Raw genomic sequence first — 13,813 nt, forward strand, 5'->3', positions numbered from 1 at the left:
TACGCCATCAAACATGGATACCGACATGTCACGCGTTGCATCTCCAACTCTCCGTCAGGCGACCGCGCTTCCACCGATGCCAGACGAACACGAGGCAAGCCAACGCTATCCCGCGTGCGAGATGGCGCGCGCTAGCTTCGATGGCCCCAGCCTGCAGTTCGATGCGGCGAACGGTTTCGATCGCGCGTTAAGCGATGGTTTTTTCCTGCTCGCGATTCCAGATGGCGTTGCACTCGACGGCAGCGATCGCTTCGTTCGTCACTTCTTCGAACCGCGCGCCGACGGCGACCTGGCGCCCTACACGGGATATCGCGACTGCGTTGTACCAGGTGACTACCAAGGATATTTCGATCGAGAACACGATCAGTGGGAGAACTTCTACATCGAGCGCGACAACTGGGGCATGCTGCCCGCGTCGGTTGCTCGCACCGGAGTAGCGATGTCTGGACTCGGCATCAACATCCTGCGAGCCACACTCGGCTACCTCGGTATCCCGAAGGCAGGGTGGAACACCGTGACGGGTGGGTTGACGGCGAACCAGGGACACCAGATGTTAGCGTTTAATCACTTCCGCTCCGACAAGCGTGTTCGCGGCTCGAAATTTCATCGCGATTCTGGCTGGGTCACGGTGCTTCGCTCCACCGCCCCCGGTCTGCTCGCTTTTATCGACGGCGACCTGCGCACCATCAATCCAGAGCCAGGCTATTTCATCGTCAATTTCGGAAGCTCGATCGAGGTCCTGACCGGCTGCCTGCCGAAGCCGGTGCGTGCCAATATCCATGGCGTGGCGCGGACGATACCACGCCCCGAAGGGCAAGAACGCGTGTCCTACGTGGTCTTTCTTGACAGCGACCTGCATGGTGACATCTACCAATATCGCGACAATACGCCGGTTCGCATTCAATCAGTGACGGACTTCGCCATTCAGGAAGTCTCACGCACCTACGACAATGACGCACATCTACTCTGACCGCAGCCTTTTGGAGACGCGAATATGAACGTATCTGATACATATGAGTGGGCGGCCGCGAGATTTGACAACGGGGAACTGATCTTCGATACCTCGGACGGACTCACTCGTGCGCTCGCCGACGGTTTCTTCTTCGTACAAAAACCGGCCGGATTCGATTTGACACCGGGCGATTGCTTCGCCACTAATTTCTATCTCGACGGCCGCGGTGATGCCAACGACACGTACCGGGGCTTTCGCGCCTGGAATGCCGAGCGGCTCGCCGAACGTGAAGGTTACTATTGTCGTGATGCTGACCAAGTCGAACAGTTTTTCCTGGAAGGTCGCTTCTGGAACGAGGTGTTTCCCGAGGCGTTGTCGCGTCAGGCGCGCGAGATGCGTGAGTTCTCCGTCGCCGTAATCAGGGCGATCCTCGATCGGCTCGATCTGCCTCGCGAGATCCTCGAAAAAGCGACCGGTGGCATCCTCTCGGGTAATGGTACTTACCATCTGACGTTTAATCATTTCCGACCGCAGATCCGGGCACGTGGCCTGAACACGCACAAGGATTCGGGATGGATCACGATGCTGCGGTCGCTGGAGCCCGGACTTGAGGTTCTGCGTGAGCGCGAGTGGGTGCCGCTCATCCCGCGGCCAGACGCCTTCGTCATGAATTTTGGTTGCGCGATCGAGATACTCACGCGAGATACCCGCACCCCCGTCGCGGCAGTCGCACACCGCGTGGTCGAACAGCAAGCCCGGCCCGACGGCATCCCTGACCGGTTTTCCTATGCCCTGTTCGTGGACAGCAGTCTCAATCCAGCACAATGCGAGGGATTGTATCGATTGGATCCGCAGGCCGGCCTGGTGCTGGCGGCTGATTTCAACACCTTCCTTGATGAGATCCTGGCCAACACCTACGATCGCGATACTGAAGGGCTCTACTGACCGCTCTCGACCGAACGTTCTGTCGAGTATTCGTCCGCGTCGCTGCTGCACCGGCAATGCGCCAGTACCGACAGCCATTCCTTCCCGTTTCTTCGTCTTGTCAATTTCGCATTCTTATGGGGAAAGGCGTGCCATCTTCAGAAACCGTTGCATGCGCGAACAATCATCGCACTTTGTTGTCCGCTCTATCTATATCGGTGTTCTTCGTCGGCGCAAGCGAGTTCATGCTCTCGGCGATGCTCAATCCGCTCAGTATCGCATTCGACACCGACTCAGTCCGCATTACATGGTTGATCTCGAGTTACGCGTTTGCCTACGCAATCGCAGCACCGTTCCTCGGCTATCTGTCGGACCGTATCAATCGTGGACGCCTCCTGCTGATTGCACTGCTGTTGTTCACAATCGATGGTATCGGTATCGCCTTCTCTCCAACGCTTGAGATTGCGATTGGGCTGCGGATATTCGGTGGTCTCGCCTCCGCAGTCATCATTCCGACCGCGTTCGCTCTGATTTCCGAAGTCGTCCCGCGCGCACGCCATGCGGCCGCGATGGGCGCCGTCATGCTCGGCATGACGCTCGGTATCGCGCTCGGTCCCGCGATAGGTGGCCTGCTCACAAGTTGGGTCGGCTGGCGTGCACCGTTCCTTCTTATGTCGGTCGGGTGCATCGTCGCCTTTCTGATTGGCACTGCGACAATGTCTAGAGTGCGCCGCACTGTCGCTCCGTCTGACATCCGCGGCTTCCGGTGGCTACGCAATCCGCAGGTCACGCGCCCATTGCTCGCGAAAGGCCTGTGGAACGGCACCGGCGTATCCGCGTTCCTTTTGTCAGGCGAAGTGTTGCGCCACCGCTATCAGCTTGACGTCGCGCAGGTTGGGATGAGTGTGACCGCGTTCGGCATTGGGCTCGGCGTCGGCAATCTGTCGGCCGGGAGGTTGCGACGTCTGACCGGCAGCGAGGAATGTTCGTTGATCGTTGTGACGATACTGCTCACCGCTTCCATTGCGGCGTTCTATCTCCTGCCGGTTCCCATGTCAGGCGCACTTGCGTGTCTCGGGGCATGGGGTGCGGCTCTCGGAGCCGGGGCCCCTTCGGCGACGACCGTGCTGGCTGAACGCTCGAATCGCGACAAGGGCGTGGTGCTCGCCACCGCCGAGACGCTCAACAACATTGTCATCCTGTCGGTCGTCCCGCTAGCATCGATAATTCTAGCGCACGGCACCATTCCGATGGCAACTACCGTCTTTATTGTGGGCCTAAGTATCGGAGTTACATTGACACTGTACGATGCTTTGGTTGCGCCGCGGCAGAACCACTGATTTACCTGCCACAGGGTGGAGGACCCACCTGGAGGGCGCTGTCACGTTGGCGGGTATGGTCGCGTAAGATAGGGTGATGAAACCGAACGCGCTCTACCGCGGCCATCGATCCCCCGCAGCGATCATCAGCTAGGCTGTCCGATGGTATTTCCGCTTCCAGCTTAGAGTCGCTAACACAAGTCATCCACGAAGCGTGAGCAGATAACTGTGGCAGCCAGGACGAGCAACGCGACATGAATATCGAGTCGGCGCTCGAAGCGAATGCGCAGTTTGCCGAAACCGGCAAACCAGGCATGCGTGCGTTCGACGACCCGTCGATGTCGCCCCAGCCGCTCGCTGCTTTCCACCCCACGGCGGGCGATGCGAGCCTTGATGCCGCGCTGCTTCAGATAACGCCGGCAACGTGCGAAGTCATAGCCCTTGTCCGCATGCAACTTGCTCGGACGTTTGCGGGGCTGGCCGCCCACGCCCGGCACTGCCGGGATGGCATCCAGCGTGGCTTCGAATGCCATCGAGTCGTGACGGTTGGCGCCCGTGACCGTGATGACCAGGGGAATGCCATGTGCATCTACGACGATGTGCCGTTTCGACCCGAGCTTCCCCCGATCGGTCGGGTTGGGGCCGGTTTCTTGGCCCCCGCGGGCTGGAAACACTGGCGCCGTCAAGGCTCGCGCGTTCCCAATCAATCCGGTCGTGCGCACGCAACCGATGGAGCATCGCCAAATGTAGGCGCTCCCACACACCTGCGGCCTGCCAGTCTCGTAGGCGTCGCCAGCATGTCATGCCGCTGCCGAAACCGAGCTCCTGCGGCAAGTCTTCCCATGGAATACCGGTTTGCAGGACATACAGAATGCCGGTAAGCGCTTCCCCAGCACCGTCTGTTCATGAAGGTTCATAGGCGGCAATCTGATTCCCACCAGAATGTAGTGGGAACCAGAAAAAATGGAAATCAAGGCGCAGGGCCGCCGACGAGGCTCCAAGAATTACACGAATGAGTTTCGCACGCAGGTCGTGGCGGAAACACGAGACCCGACCCGTTCACTGGCGGAAGTTGCACGCGCGCATGGGTTGAACGCGAATCTCGTGTCGAAGTGGCGTCGGGATCAGGAGCAAGAGGCGACGTCCGCATCCGCGCCAGTTGAATTATTCCTGCCTGTTCAGATGGCATCACCGCCGATACCGGAACCGGTCAGATCATCCGGGCTGGTCATCGAATGTCGTGGCGTGCGCGCGTGTTTCGAAGGCAAGCCGGAGTCTGATGTCCTGCGGCTTGTGCTGACAAGCTTGCTGGATGTGGGTTCGTGATGCTGGGCCTTCCCGCTGGGCCGCGGGTGTGGCTGGCTGCTGGTGTGACCGATATGCGTTCCGGCTTCAATAGCCTGGCCGCGAAGGTGCAGACCGTGCTCGAGCGGGACCCGTTCAGCGGACACGTGTTTGTGTTCCGCGGCCGACGCGGCGATCTGGTCAAGGTGCTGTGGTGGAGCGGTGACGGCATGTGTCTGCTGATGAAACGGCTTGAACGCGGCCGCTTTGTCTGGCCGCGTGCGGATGGGGGCGTCGTCAGCTTGAGCCAGGCGCAGTTGTCCATGTTGCTGGAAGGCATCGACTGGCGGCAGCCGGTGCGCACGGCGGCGCCGACCTCAGCGTTGTAAACCCGCCCACCGGCGCGTAGACTGCGGGCATGACGACGGCGAACGCGTACCCGGACGACATCGAAGCGCTCAAGGCTCTACTGCTCGAGCGCGATGCCCGCATCGGGCATCTGGAAGACGTGGTCGAATCGCACAAGGCGGCGACGGCAACCGACAAGGCGGAGATCGAGCGTCTCAAGCTGCTGATCGCAAAGCTGCGCCGCATGCAGTTCGGCCGCCGCTCGGAGAAACTGGACCGCCAGATCGAGCAGCTCGAGCTGCGTCTGGAAGAACTCGAGGCCGACGAAGGCGCTGCCCCCATCGAGATTCCCAGGACGCCACGCACGGCACCGGAACAGGTACAACGCAAGCCGTTGCCGGATCACCTGCCGCGCGAGATCCAGATCCATTGGCCCGAATCACGTGAAACCTGCACGGCGTGCGGTGCGCCGATGAAGCAGCTTGGCGAGGACGTCGCCGAACAACTCGAGTATGTGCCGGCGAGCTTCCGGGTCATCCGCCATGTGCGGCCGAAGCTGGCATGTTCATGCTGCGATCACATCGCCCAGGCTGCTGCGCCGAGCCGTCCCATCGAGCGAGGCATGGCTGGCCCGGGACTGCTGGCTCACGTACTGGTCGCGAAGTTCGCGGATCACCTGCCGCTCTACCGGCAGTCGGTGATCTATGCGCGGGAAGGTGTCGAGCTGGATCGCTCGCTGCTGGCGAAGTGGGTTGGTCACACTGCGGCGCTGCTGCAACCGCTCGTCGACGCACTGCGTCGCCACGTCATGGCGGCGACGAAGCTCCATGCCGACGATACGCCAGTGCCGGTGCTTGCGCCAGGGAACGGCAAGACCAAAACCGGACGCCTGTGGGTGTATGTGCGTGACGATCGGGCGTCCAGCGACGCCGCTCCGCCGGCCGTCTGGTTTGCCTATACGCCGGACCGCAAGGGCATCCATCCGCAGCAGCATCTCGAATCGTTCAATGGCACGTTGCAGGCCGACGCCTACGGCGGCTACCAAGCGATTTACGAAACGGGACACGTTGCCGAAGCAGCATGCTGGGCCCACGCACGGCGGCAGTTCTACGAATTGCATGCGGCTCGCCCAAATGTATTGAACACCGAGGCGCTGGAACGTATCGGCGCGCTCTACAAGGTCGAAGAGCAGATCCGTGGCAAACCGCCCGATGAGCGGCGAGCGCACCGACAAACTCGCGCCAGGCCCTTGCTCGATCAACTCCATGCGTGGCTGAGCGCCACACTGGAGACGCTCTCGCGCAAATCCGACACGAGTCGGGCGATCCTCTACGCGTTGAACCGGTGGGAAGCGCTCACGCGCTACTGCGACGACGGGCATCTCGAAATCGATAACCTGCCGGTCGAGCGCGCGTTGCGCGGAGTGGCTATCGGGCGCCGAAACTACCTGTTCGCCGGCGCGGACTCAGGTGGGGAGCGTGCTGCCGCGATCTACAGCCTGATCGGGACGGCCAAGCTCAACGGCATCGATCCCGAGGCGTATCTGCGCGTCGTGCTTGCGCGCATTGCAGACCATCCGATCAACCAGGTCGAAGGCCTGCTGCCCTGGAAAATGACCACCCCAGCATCGTAAGGCGATAATGCCGCTGGCTTCCCGTTCCCCGGAGATCAGATGGCGAAATCGTTCCAGCGCTTTACCCTGCACGTGCAGCTTCAACACATCGAGCCGCCCATCTGGCGTCGGATCGAGGTCGAAGGAACCGAGTCACTGCGCAAGCTGCACCATATCCTGCAGGCGGCCTTCGGCTGGGAAGACTCCCACCTGCACGACTTCCTGGTCGACGGCATGACCTACGCCATGTTCGAGGTCGATGACGTGCTGGACTTCGCTGATCCGGGCACGACCGCCGATGACCGCAAGGTTCGACTGCAGAAGGTCCTGAAACCTGGCTCACGCTTCCTCTACCGGTACGACTTCGGGGACGGGTGGGATCACGCCATCGTCGTTAAGAAAGTGGAAATCGTTGAAAGCGAACCGTGGGGCGCGGCCCAGGTCATCGATGGTGCTCGCGCGTGCCCGCCAGAAGATGTGGGCGGCCCGCCTGGCTACGACGCGTTCCTGAACACGCTATCTAACGATCCGAATAGCGAAGAGGCAGAACATTACCGAAACTGGGTTGGCCCCGGCTTCGATGCCGATCGGTTCGATCTGCGTGCTGCCAATGCCACGCTGCTGCGCATGGCATCCAATCGTTGGGGAAACCGGTAACTCACGCCGTCAAGACGGTATCGGCCCCACGCTTACGAATGCCGCTCAGAACCGCACGGTCATCCACCGTACGACATCGGCCGCCTTTGGGCGATGGTGTGAAAACCGGGATGGGCGGTTCCAGCTCTGCCCACAACGCTTTGCTGATTTTGCGTCTCGTCATACCGCGAGGATATGGTGGTCGCGGCCTCATGTCCAGGTTGCGTTAGCCGCTCTTAGTGCTCTGTGGTCCGCTGGCCGGCTTGATCAACCGTCTTCGAACGGCTGCTCTTGAGAGAACCGAAGGTCCGCTTCGGGTCGATCTGCGTCGGTCGCGCCTTGCAGGGCAGCGGCCGACCGCGTTCGGCCACCTGAAGACATTGGCCCACGCTTTCACAAAGACGTGCGACGGTCGCCTCCGGCACGGACAGCCGACTTTCGCGCTCGGATCACGCAAGTCACGTCGTCCGCTGCAGCGGCATACTGTACTGGTGGGTCAGTTTTACACCCGCGCCAACAACTGGACACGCAAGCTGGTGCAGATGAGGCATCAGGTCAAGCTGATGCCGGGGGAACGCGTGAACGCCAACGAGGCGTACGCGCGCAATGCCGGCGCCAACGGCTACATCACGACGTTCGCGCCGGCCGATCCGTCGGCGGCGATCCGCAAGGCGCTAGCCACCTAAAGTCAGCCCGGCAGTGGTTACCGCCTCCAACTACCGCGATCCGAAGACGCGGGCGGCGCGGCCGGGCCGAGCGCGTCGCCCGCATGGATCAAGCCCGTCGAGAACCCAGATCGCTTACTGATCAAGACATGGGCAATCCGTACTCCCCCTCAAAACGACGCCCATTCGGATGACGCGGCACTTGGCTGGAGCGCGGGTGCGCTGGCCCGGACGGGCATCGGTCGCGCCTTGGCCGGCGCCGTGGGAACGGCGGGCGAGGGCCTTGCCGGCGCGACGCTCGGCTGCGATTGGAAATCCAGTCGGAAAATGGATACCGTTTCGCGCAGCGCGTTCGATTGCGATGCCATCGACTGCGCTGCGGCAGACGCCTCTTCAACCAACGCTGCGTTTTGCTGCGTGACCTCGTCCATTTGCGTCACCGCGATATTCACCTGCTCGATGCCCGTGCGTTGCTCGACCGACGCCGCTGTGATTTCTCCCATGAGATCGGCCACGCGTTGCACCGATTGCACCACCTCCTCCATCGTCCGGCCAGCCTCGTCGACGAGCCCCGACCCCACCTGGACCCGCTCCACCGAACTTTCGATCAGCGTCTTGATCTCCTTCGCGGCAGTGGCACTACGCTGGGCGAGCGTGCGAACCTCGCCCGCCACCACCGCGAAGCCGCGGCCTTGGTCCCCCGCCCGCGCGGCCTCCACCGCGGCGTTGAGCGCCAGGATATTCGTCTGGAACGCGATCCCTTCGATGACCGAAATGATCTCGCCGACCTTGGCCGAGCTGGCCGAGATTTCGCGCATGGTAGTGACCACGCGCCCGACCACGTCACCCCCGCGCCTGGCTACCTCGGAGGCGTTGGCCGCGAGACTGTTGCCCTGCTGCGCGCTCTCGGTATTCTGTTTGACCGTGGCCGTGAGCTGTTCCATGCTCGCGGCGGTCTCTTCGAGGGATGCCGCCTGCTCTTCGGTGCGTTGGCTCAAATCGCTATTGCCGGCCGCGATCTGCGCTGCGCCGGTGGCGATGCTGTCGCTGCCGGAGCGCACCCGGCCCACCACCTCGGCCAGGCGCTCGTTCATGCTTTTCAGCGCGCGCAGCAACTGGCTCGTCTCGTCCCTGCCGGCCACCTCGATCCGGGAGGTCAGGTCGCCACGCGCCACCGTTTCGGCGATGGTCACCGAGGTACGGATCGGCATTGTGATCGAGCGCGTGATGAAGTAGGCCACGACCAGGCTCATGCCGAGCGCGATGACGATCAGCACCGTGGTCAGCCAAATTGCGCTGCGATACGATTCGTCCGCTTCCGCGCTCGCTCGCGCCGCGCTTGCCGCGTTCAATGCAATATCCCGCTCCACGAGATCGGCGAACGTGGAAAACAGCCTGGAAGATTCACCGGCGGCCAGACGACGCGCGTCATCGAAATGATCGACACTTTGCGAGAGCTGGTTCAGCCGTGCATCCACCTCGCTATAGGCCGCCCACGCGGTCTTGGTCTGAAGAAAAAGTTCGTTCTCCTCCTGTGAGGCAATAAAGCGCTCGTATTTCTTCATCGTCGCGTCCAGCTTGGCGGCAGCAGTTTCGTGCCGCGCCCAGTAGGATTCCCGATCTTTCTCGTCCAATGCCACCAGCCGGCTGGTCGACGAGCGGCGCACCGTGTTCGCGTAGGCACGAACGTCGCCGAGCGTCTGCACGCTCGGAAGCCAATTGGCGGCGAGATCCGTGGTCTTGTCGTGGATCCGGGAGGCCTGAATCAGGGCAAGCGCTCCGACCATGCAGAGCAGGACAAGCGTGACGGCGAACGCGCAGGCGAGCCGCACACCAATCTTCAGGTTATTCAGGACTTTCATGGGCTACCTCCGCAGTGTCGCCATTTCCTTTGCTTACGGATGCTCCGGCGGAAAAATTGAGCGATGCCATGAAATTTCACAATGCAGCGCCGGCACGACAGGCTGCCGATCGTGCCTTGGTGCCTTGCTGTTGCCGACCGGCAAGCGGCTCCGGGTGCGCCGTCGCTGCCCCCCCGTGAAGGGCGAATCGCGCGTACGTCGAATCTGGAAGGCCTTGAAGCTGAACACCCCGAGGCACCGCCCGCGCCGGCGTCGCTGCGGCAGCGATATCCGCTTACCCGGTGCGATTCGGCCCAATTCGGTCTGGAGCCACGATTTCGTTCACGACCAATTGGCGGACGGCCGCGTCTTGAAGAGGCTGTGCGTGATCAACGAATACACACGGGAATGCCTGGCGATCGAGGTCGGGGCGAGCCTGCGTTCGCAAGACGTGATGCTGATGCTGTCCAGGTCGATGCGACTCGATGGGAAGCCCATGTAGGTTCGATCCGGCAACGGCGCGGAATCCACCGCTGCTCGCGTCATGCGGTGGCTGCGCGACGCAAGCGTCGGCCCCGCGTTTATCGCACCTGGCAGCCCTTGGAAGAACGGATCTGTCGAAAGCTTCAACGGCAAACTTCGCGACGAGTTACTGAACCGGGAATGGTTTCGCAGCCGGGCCGAGGCCAAGGTGCTGATAGAGCAATGGCGTCAGTTTTACAACCGAAAAGCGTCCGCACAGCGCGCATCGCTACCAACCTCCTGCCACGGTCCGTCAAGCCCGTCGGGATTTCGATGACGTCGATAACCGACTCACTGCTTGAGTGGCTGCAAAATTCCGCCGCAGGTCAGCCGCACCGGCGTAATTCGTTGCCGACCCGAACCTGCCCGTGGGCGGGTTGCTCGATGGCATAGGCCAGAACGGCGGTTTCCGCGGCTTCGTCGACGCGATTCCCGCGATTCGGCTTGCGTCGATTGCTGTCGAACAGGGCATCCAGGCCGCCCTCGGCCACGGCATTCCGATAGCGGTAGAACGTGGCGCGCGACAGCCCCATCACCTGGCAGGCTTTCGACACGTTGCCCAGCTCGGTGGCCAGATTCAGCAGACCGAACTTGTGGCGGATGATGTTTTGGTTGAGACTACTCACGGAGTTACTCATTGGCACTTGCACGCTGTTTTGATGAAGATTCGCACCTCTAACAAAACGGGCAACCCCACCTCTTGGCAAGGCCTTGCTGTCAGATCAAGTCTGAACTTCTGCACCTCATTGCTCTTGGTACGTGAGCCAACCAATCCGTCATCCAGGAAGAAGGCCCGCTTTACGATAGTCCTCAACGAGCGAATCGTAGGCCGCAATATCAGAGCGCCCCCTCGCCATCAACTGCGCGCCAGAAATGGCGGCGTAAATGGCGCGCGCGCGACCTGTGCTTTCCTCAGGCTTCACCACGTCGGCGGCAACGAGCACTTTCGCCAGCCACCGGATGTTCACATCGGCGAACGTCTGAACCTCCTTCTTCACCATGTCCGGCAAGTCATCATATTCAGCGGCCATGAAGCTGCATAGACACATTCGATTGTCGTTCTGCAGCGCCGTCCGGAATGTATCAGGGTATCCGCGCAAGCAGAGAAGCGGGTCGCCCGTGGCAGACAGTCGTGCGTCGAGCATCGCGGCAAACTGCTCCGCGTAACGCTTAGCCACTTCGGCGCCCAGCTCGGCCTTGGTCGGAAAATGATGGTAGATACTGGCGGCCTTGATGCCAACTTCCGCCGCGATTTCACGGAAGTTCAGCCCGCCGTAGCCGTGCGCCCCCGCGACTTTTGTCGCGGCCGCAAGAATATTCTCCCTTGAATTTGACCACCCTTCAGTTTTCATCGGCGCTAACCTCTTTTCGCAAAACGTGTTGACAGGCCCGATTCTATCTCATAAAGTAGATCCTACCAAGTGGCAGGTAGCCTTGGTGATGAGCATCAGGCAACGCGAGTTGCTTTTTTACACCACATCAATCTACCAAGTGGCAGGTAGCATGCTTCGTAGAGATGAGTCATCTAAACCGCAGGAGTCGCATCATGTCGTCCAAACTTCGAGTCTTCACCTCGCCCTCTGCTTTCCCCAACCCGCAGCGCCTTCGGCTCTTCATGTACGAGAAAGGCATCGCCGAGCACTTCAATGAGACGATTTACGATATGACGCCAGTTGGCGAGCAGCGTGGCTGGCGGCACCTGAAGATGAATCCATGGGGCGAAACGCCGACGCTCGAGCTAGCCGATGGCAGCTTTATTTCGGAGACGGCCGCTGTGGTTCGCTATCTCGACCAGACTTTCCCGGGCCGGAAGATCATGGGCGAGACTCCGCTGGAGCAGGGTCTCGACAACATGTGGGACAACCGCATCTGGGTTCACATCCTCTACAGAATCGTTACGGCCTTCCACGTGCTACATACCGGCCTCGGTTTCAAGCTTGAACTGACGAAGAACGAGGCTTGGGGTGAGCATTGCCGCAAGGAAGCACTTGCCCATGCAGCACTGGTCAACAAGCACCTCTCAGACGGGCGCGAATGGCTGCTCGGCGGTGACGAACCCACCTTCGCCGACATCACGCTAGCAACTGCAATCGCGTTCTCCAAGTTCCCGGTGAACGCCACCCCGCTTGACGAGCGTTTCGAGTTCCTGGACGCGTACTGGAAACGCTGGCAACAACGCTCGAGCTTCAAGGCTGCCTATGCCGACCGTCAAAGCGGCATTCCAGAGCTAGACAATCCCCAAAACCGCTAAACCGATTCCGCATCAGATCAGGTCGCTTTTTTTTCCGCAGACAATCTACCAAGTGATTGGTAGCTTCTCTGCGGAGGCAGACATCCCCTTGATCTTGGGAGCCATGCCATGTCATCCACTTCTTCCAAGCTCCGAGTCTTCACTTCGTCGTCCGCATTCCACAATCCGCAGTGCTTGCGGCTCTTCATGTGCGAGAAAGGCATTGACCTGCCTGGCGATGTCCGGACCAGTTGAGACTTGAGAGAATGGCTTCCGACGGAGAAAGGAAGTCATGAAGAAGAGCCGGTTCACGGAAGAGCAAATGGTCACGATCCCGAGGGAGGCGGACAAGGCGCCGGTCGCCGAGGTGTCGAAGCGGCACGGGATCCTCGAGCAGACGATCTACAACCGGCGTCAGCATTTCAGCGGGATGGAGGCCGCCGATGTGAAGCGCCTGAAGCAGTCCGGGCAGGAAAACGCGCGACTGAAGAAGATGCCGGCCGAGCGTGATCTCGAACTGGATGTGATGAAGGAGACCAACGCAAAAAACGGTGGCGCGCCCGCTCGCCGTCAGCAGGTTGCCTACGCGAAAGCGCGTGGCCTGTCGGAACGGCGAGCGGGCGCGCTGATGTCGGTGGCGAGGTCGGCGCTGCGTGACGAGTCGAGGCTCGCCGGGCGCGATGCGCCGGTGCTGGCAGCGATGTGTATGCTGTCGGCGCAATATCCGCGCTACGGTTACCGTCGGATCTTGCCCTGTCCTTTGGTGGCTCGAGCGCGACTTCACGACGGGCGATCGAGGCTCGCGCTGGCCGCTCCGTTATCGGCATCCAGCGACGGCTCGTAAAGCCCCTGACGTGCTCGGCGCGAGTCGTGCGACCGCCCTCGCGTCACCGCGACGAAATCGTGCTGCTGCCGAAAGGGGGCGGCGGAATCAGCGTGATGCCGAACTGCGCTGCGGCGGCGTGCATCCGCGCCTTGTCGGCGTCGGTCGGAAGGCCCGCATCGACGGGGCCAGGCTGCGCATCCGCGCACGCATCGACAAAGCGGTCGAAGCCTGCCGGCGTGCAAATCACGAGGTAACGCGCGGTCTGTTCGATGCGATTAGTGATCTGATGCTCGGTGCCACGTGGAAACACGAGCGTGTGGCCGGGCAGCACGTGATGCGGCACACCGTCGACCATCACTTCGAGTTCGCCTTCGAGCAGCAGCAGCGTTTCGTCTTCATGTTCGTGACGATGCATGGGCGTTGCACGGTTGCCTGGCGAAAATATTTCGAGCATGCAGAAGGCGTCCCCGGTCTGCGCGCCGGACGCGAGCAGGCGGGTCCGCGAGCCGCCGAAATCATATTCGACGGGCTTGTCATTGAGGATGAACACAGCGGGTTTCTCCAGTTTGTTCAAACGCTCAGGCACGTGCCTGACAAGCCTGACTGTACGCGACACGGGACGAAAAATTGCCGTTGCGATACCGTCTCAGTGAT

Annotated in this window: 12 protein-coding genes and 4 pseudogenes; 11 read left to right on the forward strand and 5 right to left on the reverse strand. The window is 61.2% G+C overall.

Going from position 1 to position 13,813, the window contains the following annotated elements; all coding sequences use genetic code 11:
• The first annotated feature begins 13 nt into the window (after positions 1-13).
• The 3 genes from bpln_RS10505 to bpln_RS10515 all read left to right on the forward strand — a co-directional run bounded on the left by bpln_RS10505 (position 14) and on the right by bpln_RS10515 (position 3,216).
• Positions 14-970 (forward strand): 2OG-Fe(II) oxygenase family protein, encoded by a 957-nt coding sequence (locus bpln_RS10505; RefSeq protein WP_055138784.1) that lies wholly within the window; start codon positions 14-16, stop codon positions 968-970.
• Positions 971-994: 24 nt separating this feature from the next.
• Positions 995-1,897 carry a 2OG-Fe(II) oxygenase family protein gene (locus bpln_RS10510; protein ID WP_055138785.1) on the forward strand — a complete coding sequence of 301 codons (903 nt, stop codon included), beginning with the start codon at positions 995-997 and terminating at the stop codon, positions 1,895-1,897.
• Between the two features lie 128 nt (positions 1,898-2,025).
• Positions 2,026-3,216, forward strand: coding sequence for an MFS transporter (locus bpln_RS10515; protein WP_208459501.1), 1,191 nt, complete (start codon positions 2,026-2,028; stop codon positions 3,214-3,216).
• Positions 3,217-3,386: 170 nt separating this feature from the next.
• Here bpln_RS10515 and bpln_RS33900 read toward each other — a convergent pair.
• Positions 3,387-4,080, reverse strand: a pseudogene (locus bpln_RS33900) (IS5 family transposase); the annotation flags it as partial.
• A 78-nt stretch (positions 4,081-4,158) separates the two neighbouring features.
• On the opposite strand from bpln_RS33900, the gene tnpA reads away from it, so the two are divergent.
• The 5 genes from tnpA to bpln_RS37695 all read left to right on the forward strand — a co-directional run bounded on the left by tnpA (position 4,159) and on the right by bpln_RS37695 (position 7,761).
• Complete coding sequence (gene tnpA / locus bpln_RS33905; protein WP_148653945.1) at positions 4,159-4,521, forward strand: IS66-like element accessory protein TnpA; 363 nt, start codon at positions 4,159-4,161, stop codon at positions 4,519-4,521.
• Positions 4,521-4,868 (forward strand): IS66 family insertion sequence element accessory protein TnpB, encoded by a 348-nt coding sequence (tnpB, locus tag bpln_RS10520; RefSeq protein ID WP_055138373.1) that lies wholly within the window; start codon positions 4,521-4,523, stop codon positions 4,866-4,868. The genes tnpA and tnpB overlap by 1 nt, the downstream gene beginning before the upstream one ends.
• Positions 4,869-4,897: 29 nt before the next feature.
• Positions 4,898-6,460, forward strand: coding sequence for an IS66 family transposase (gene tnpC, locus bpln_RS10525; protein ID WP_055138372.1), 1,563 nt, complete (start codon positions 4,898-4,900; stop codon positions 6,458-6,460).
• 39 nt (positions 6,461-6,499) lie between these two features.
• On the forward strand, positions 6,500-7,096 hold the full coding sequence (locus tag bpln_RS10530) for a plasmid pRiA4b ORF-3 family protein (RefSeq protein ID WP_055138371.1): 597 nt from the start codon (positions 6,500-6,502) through the stop codon (positions 7,094-7,096).
• A 470-nt stretch (positions 7,097-7,566) separates the two neighbouring features.
• Positions 7,567-7,761 (forward strand): hypothetical protein, encoded by a 195-nt coding sequence (locus bpln_RS37695; RefSeq protein ID WP_055138787.1) that lies wholly within the window; start codon positions 7,567-7,569, stop codon positions 7,759-7,761.
• 149 nt (positions 7,762-7,910) lie between these two features.
• Here the strand turns inward: bpln_RS37695 and bpln_RS10540 are convergent, their stop codons facing one another.
• A complete protein-coding gene (locus tag bpln_RS10540) occupies positions 7,911-9,602 on the reverse strand; it encodes a methyl-accepting chemotaxis protein (RefSeq protein WP_055138788.1) in 1,692 nt (563 codons plus the stop codon).
• Positions 9,603-9,783: 181 nt separating this feature from the next.
• Here bpln_RS10540 and bpln_RS10545 point away from each other — a divergent pair.
• A pseudogene (locus bpln_RS10545) lies at positions 9,784-10,405 on the forward strand (integrase core domain-containing protein); the annotation flags it as partial.
• Positions 10,406-10,432: 27 nt separating this feature from the next.
• Here the strand turns inward: bpln_RS10545 and bpln_RS10550 are convergent.
• Positions 10,433-10,741: pseudogene (locus bpln_RS10550) on the reverse strand (helix-turn-helix domain-containing protein); the annotation flags it as partial.
• A gap of 138 nt (positions 10,742-10,879) precedes the next feature.
• Positions 10,880-11,455: a TetR/AcrR family transcriptional regulator gene (locus tag bpln_RS10555; protein ID WP_042625142.1), complete on the reverse strand. Its 576-nt coding sequence runs from the start codon at positions 11,453-11,455 to the stop codon at positions 10,880-10,882.
• A 194-nt stretch (positions 11,456-11,649) separates the two neighbouring features.
• Here bpln_RS10555 and bpln_RS10560 point away from each other — a divergent pair, with 194 nt between their 5' ends.
• Positions 11,650-12,354 carry a glutathione S-transferase family protein gene (locus bpln_RS10560; RefSeq protein WP_055138790.1) on the forward strand — a complete coding sequence of 235 codons (705 nt, stop codon included), beginning with the start codon at positions 11,650-11,652 and terminating at the stop codon, positions 12,352-12,354.
• Positions 12,355-12,625: 271 nt separating this feature from the next.
• Positions 12,626-13,081, forward strand: a pseudogene (locus bpln_RS33915) (transposase); the annotation flags it as partial.
• A 139-nt stretch (positions 13,082-13,220) separates the two neighbouring features.
• On the opposite strand, the gene bpln_RS10570 reads toward bpln_RS33915, so the two are convergent.
• Positions 13,221-13,733 carry a cupin domain-containing protein gene (locus bpln_RS10570; RefSeq protein ID WP_123863518.1) on the reverse strand — a complete coding sequence of 171 codons (513 nt, stop codon included), beginning with the start codon at positions 13,731-13,733 and terminating at the stop codon, positions 13,221-13,223.
• Positions 13,734-13,813 lie beyond the last annotated feature (80 nt).

Origin of the sequence: Burkholderia plantarii (assembly GCF_001411805.1) — a bacterium.
GTDB lineage: Bacteria > Pseudomonadota > Gammaproteobacteria > Burkholderiales > Burkholderiaceae > Burkholderia > Burkholderia plantarii.

What these genes read in the sequence shown, in the direction of transcription:
- bpln_RS10505 (WP_055138784.1), top strand. Translation starts at nt 14, where the DNA reads ATGGATACCGACATGTCACGCGTTGCATCTCCAACTCTCCGTCAGGCG.
- bpln_RS10510 (WP_055138785.1), top strand. Translation starts at nt 995, where the DNA reads ATGAACGTATCTGATACATATGAGTGGGCGGCCGCGAGATTTGACAAC.
- tnpA (WP_148653945.1), top strand. Translation starts at nt 4,159, where the DNA reads ATGGAAATCAAGGCGCAGGGCCGCCGACGAGGCTCCAAGAATTACACG.
- tnpB (WP_055138373.1), top strand. Translation starts at nt 4,521, where the DNA reads ATGCTGGGCCTTCCCGCTGGGCCGCGGGTGTGGCTGGCTGCTGGTGTG.
- tnpC (WP_055138372.1), top strand. Translation starts at nt 4,898, where the DNA reads ATGACGACGGCGAACGCGTACCCGGACGACATCGAAGCGCTCAAGGCT.
- bpln_RS10530 (WP_055138371.1), top strand. Translation starts at nt 6,500, where the DNA reads ATGGCGAAATCGTTCCAGCGCTTTACCCTGCACGTGCAGCTTCAACAC.
- bpln_RS10540 (WP_055138788.1), bottom strand. Translation starts at nt 9,602, where the DNA reads ATGAAAGTCCTGAATAACCTGAAGATTGGTGTGCGGCTCGCCTGCGCG.
- bpln_RS10555 (WP_042625142.1), bottom strand. Translation starts at nt 11,455, where the DNA reads ATGAAAACTGAAGGGTGGTCAAATTCAAGGGAGAATATTCTTGCGGCC.
- bpln_RS10560 (WP_055138790.1), top strand. Translation starts at nt 11,650, where the DNA reads ATGTCGTCCAAACTTCGAGTCTTCACCTCGCCCTCTGCTTTCCCCAAC.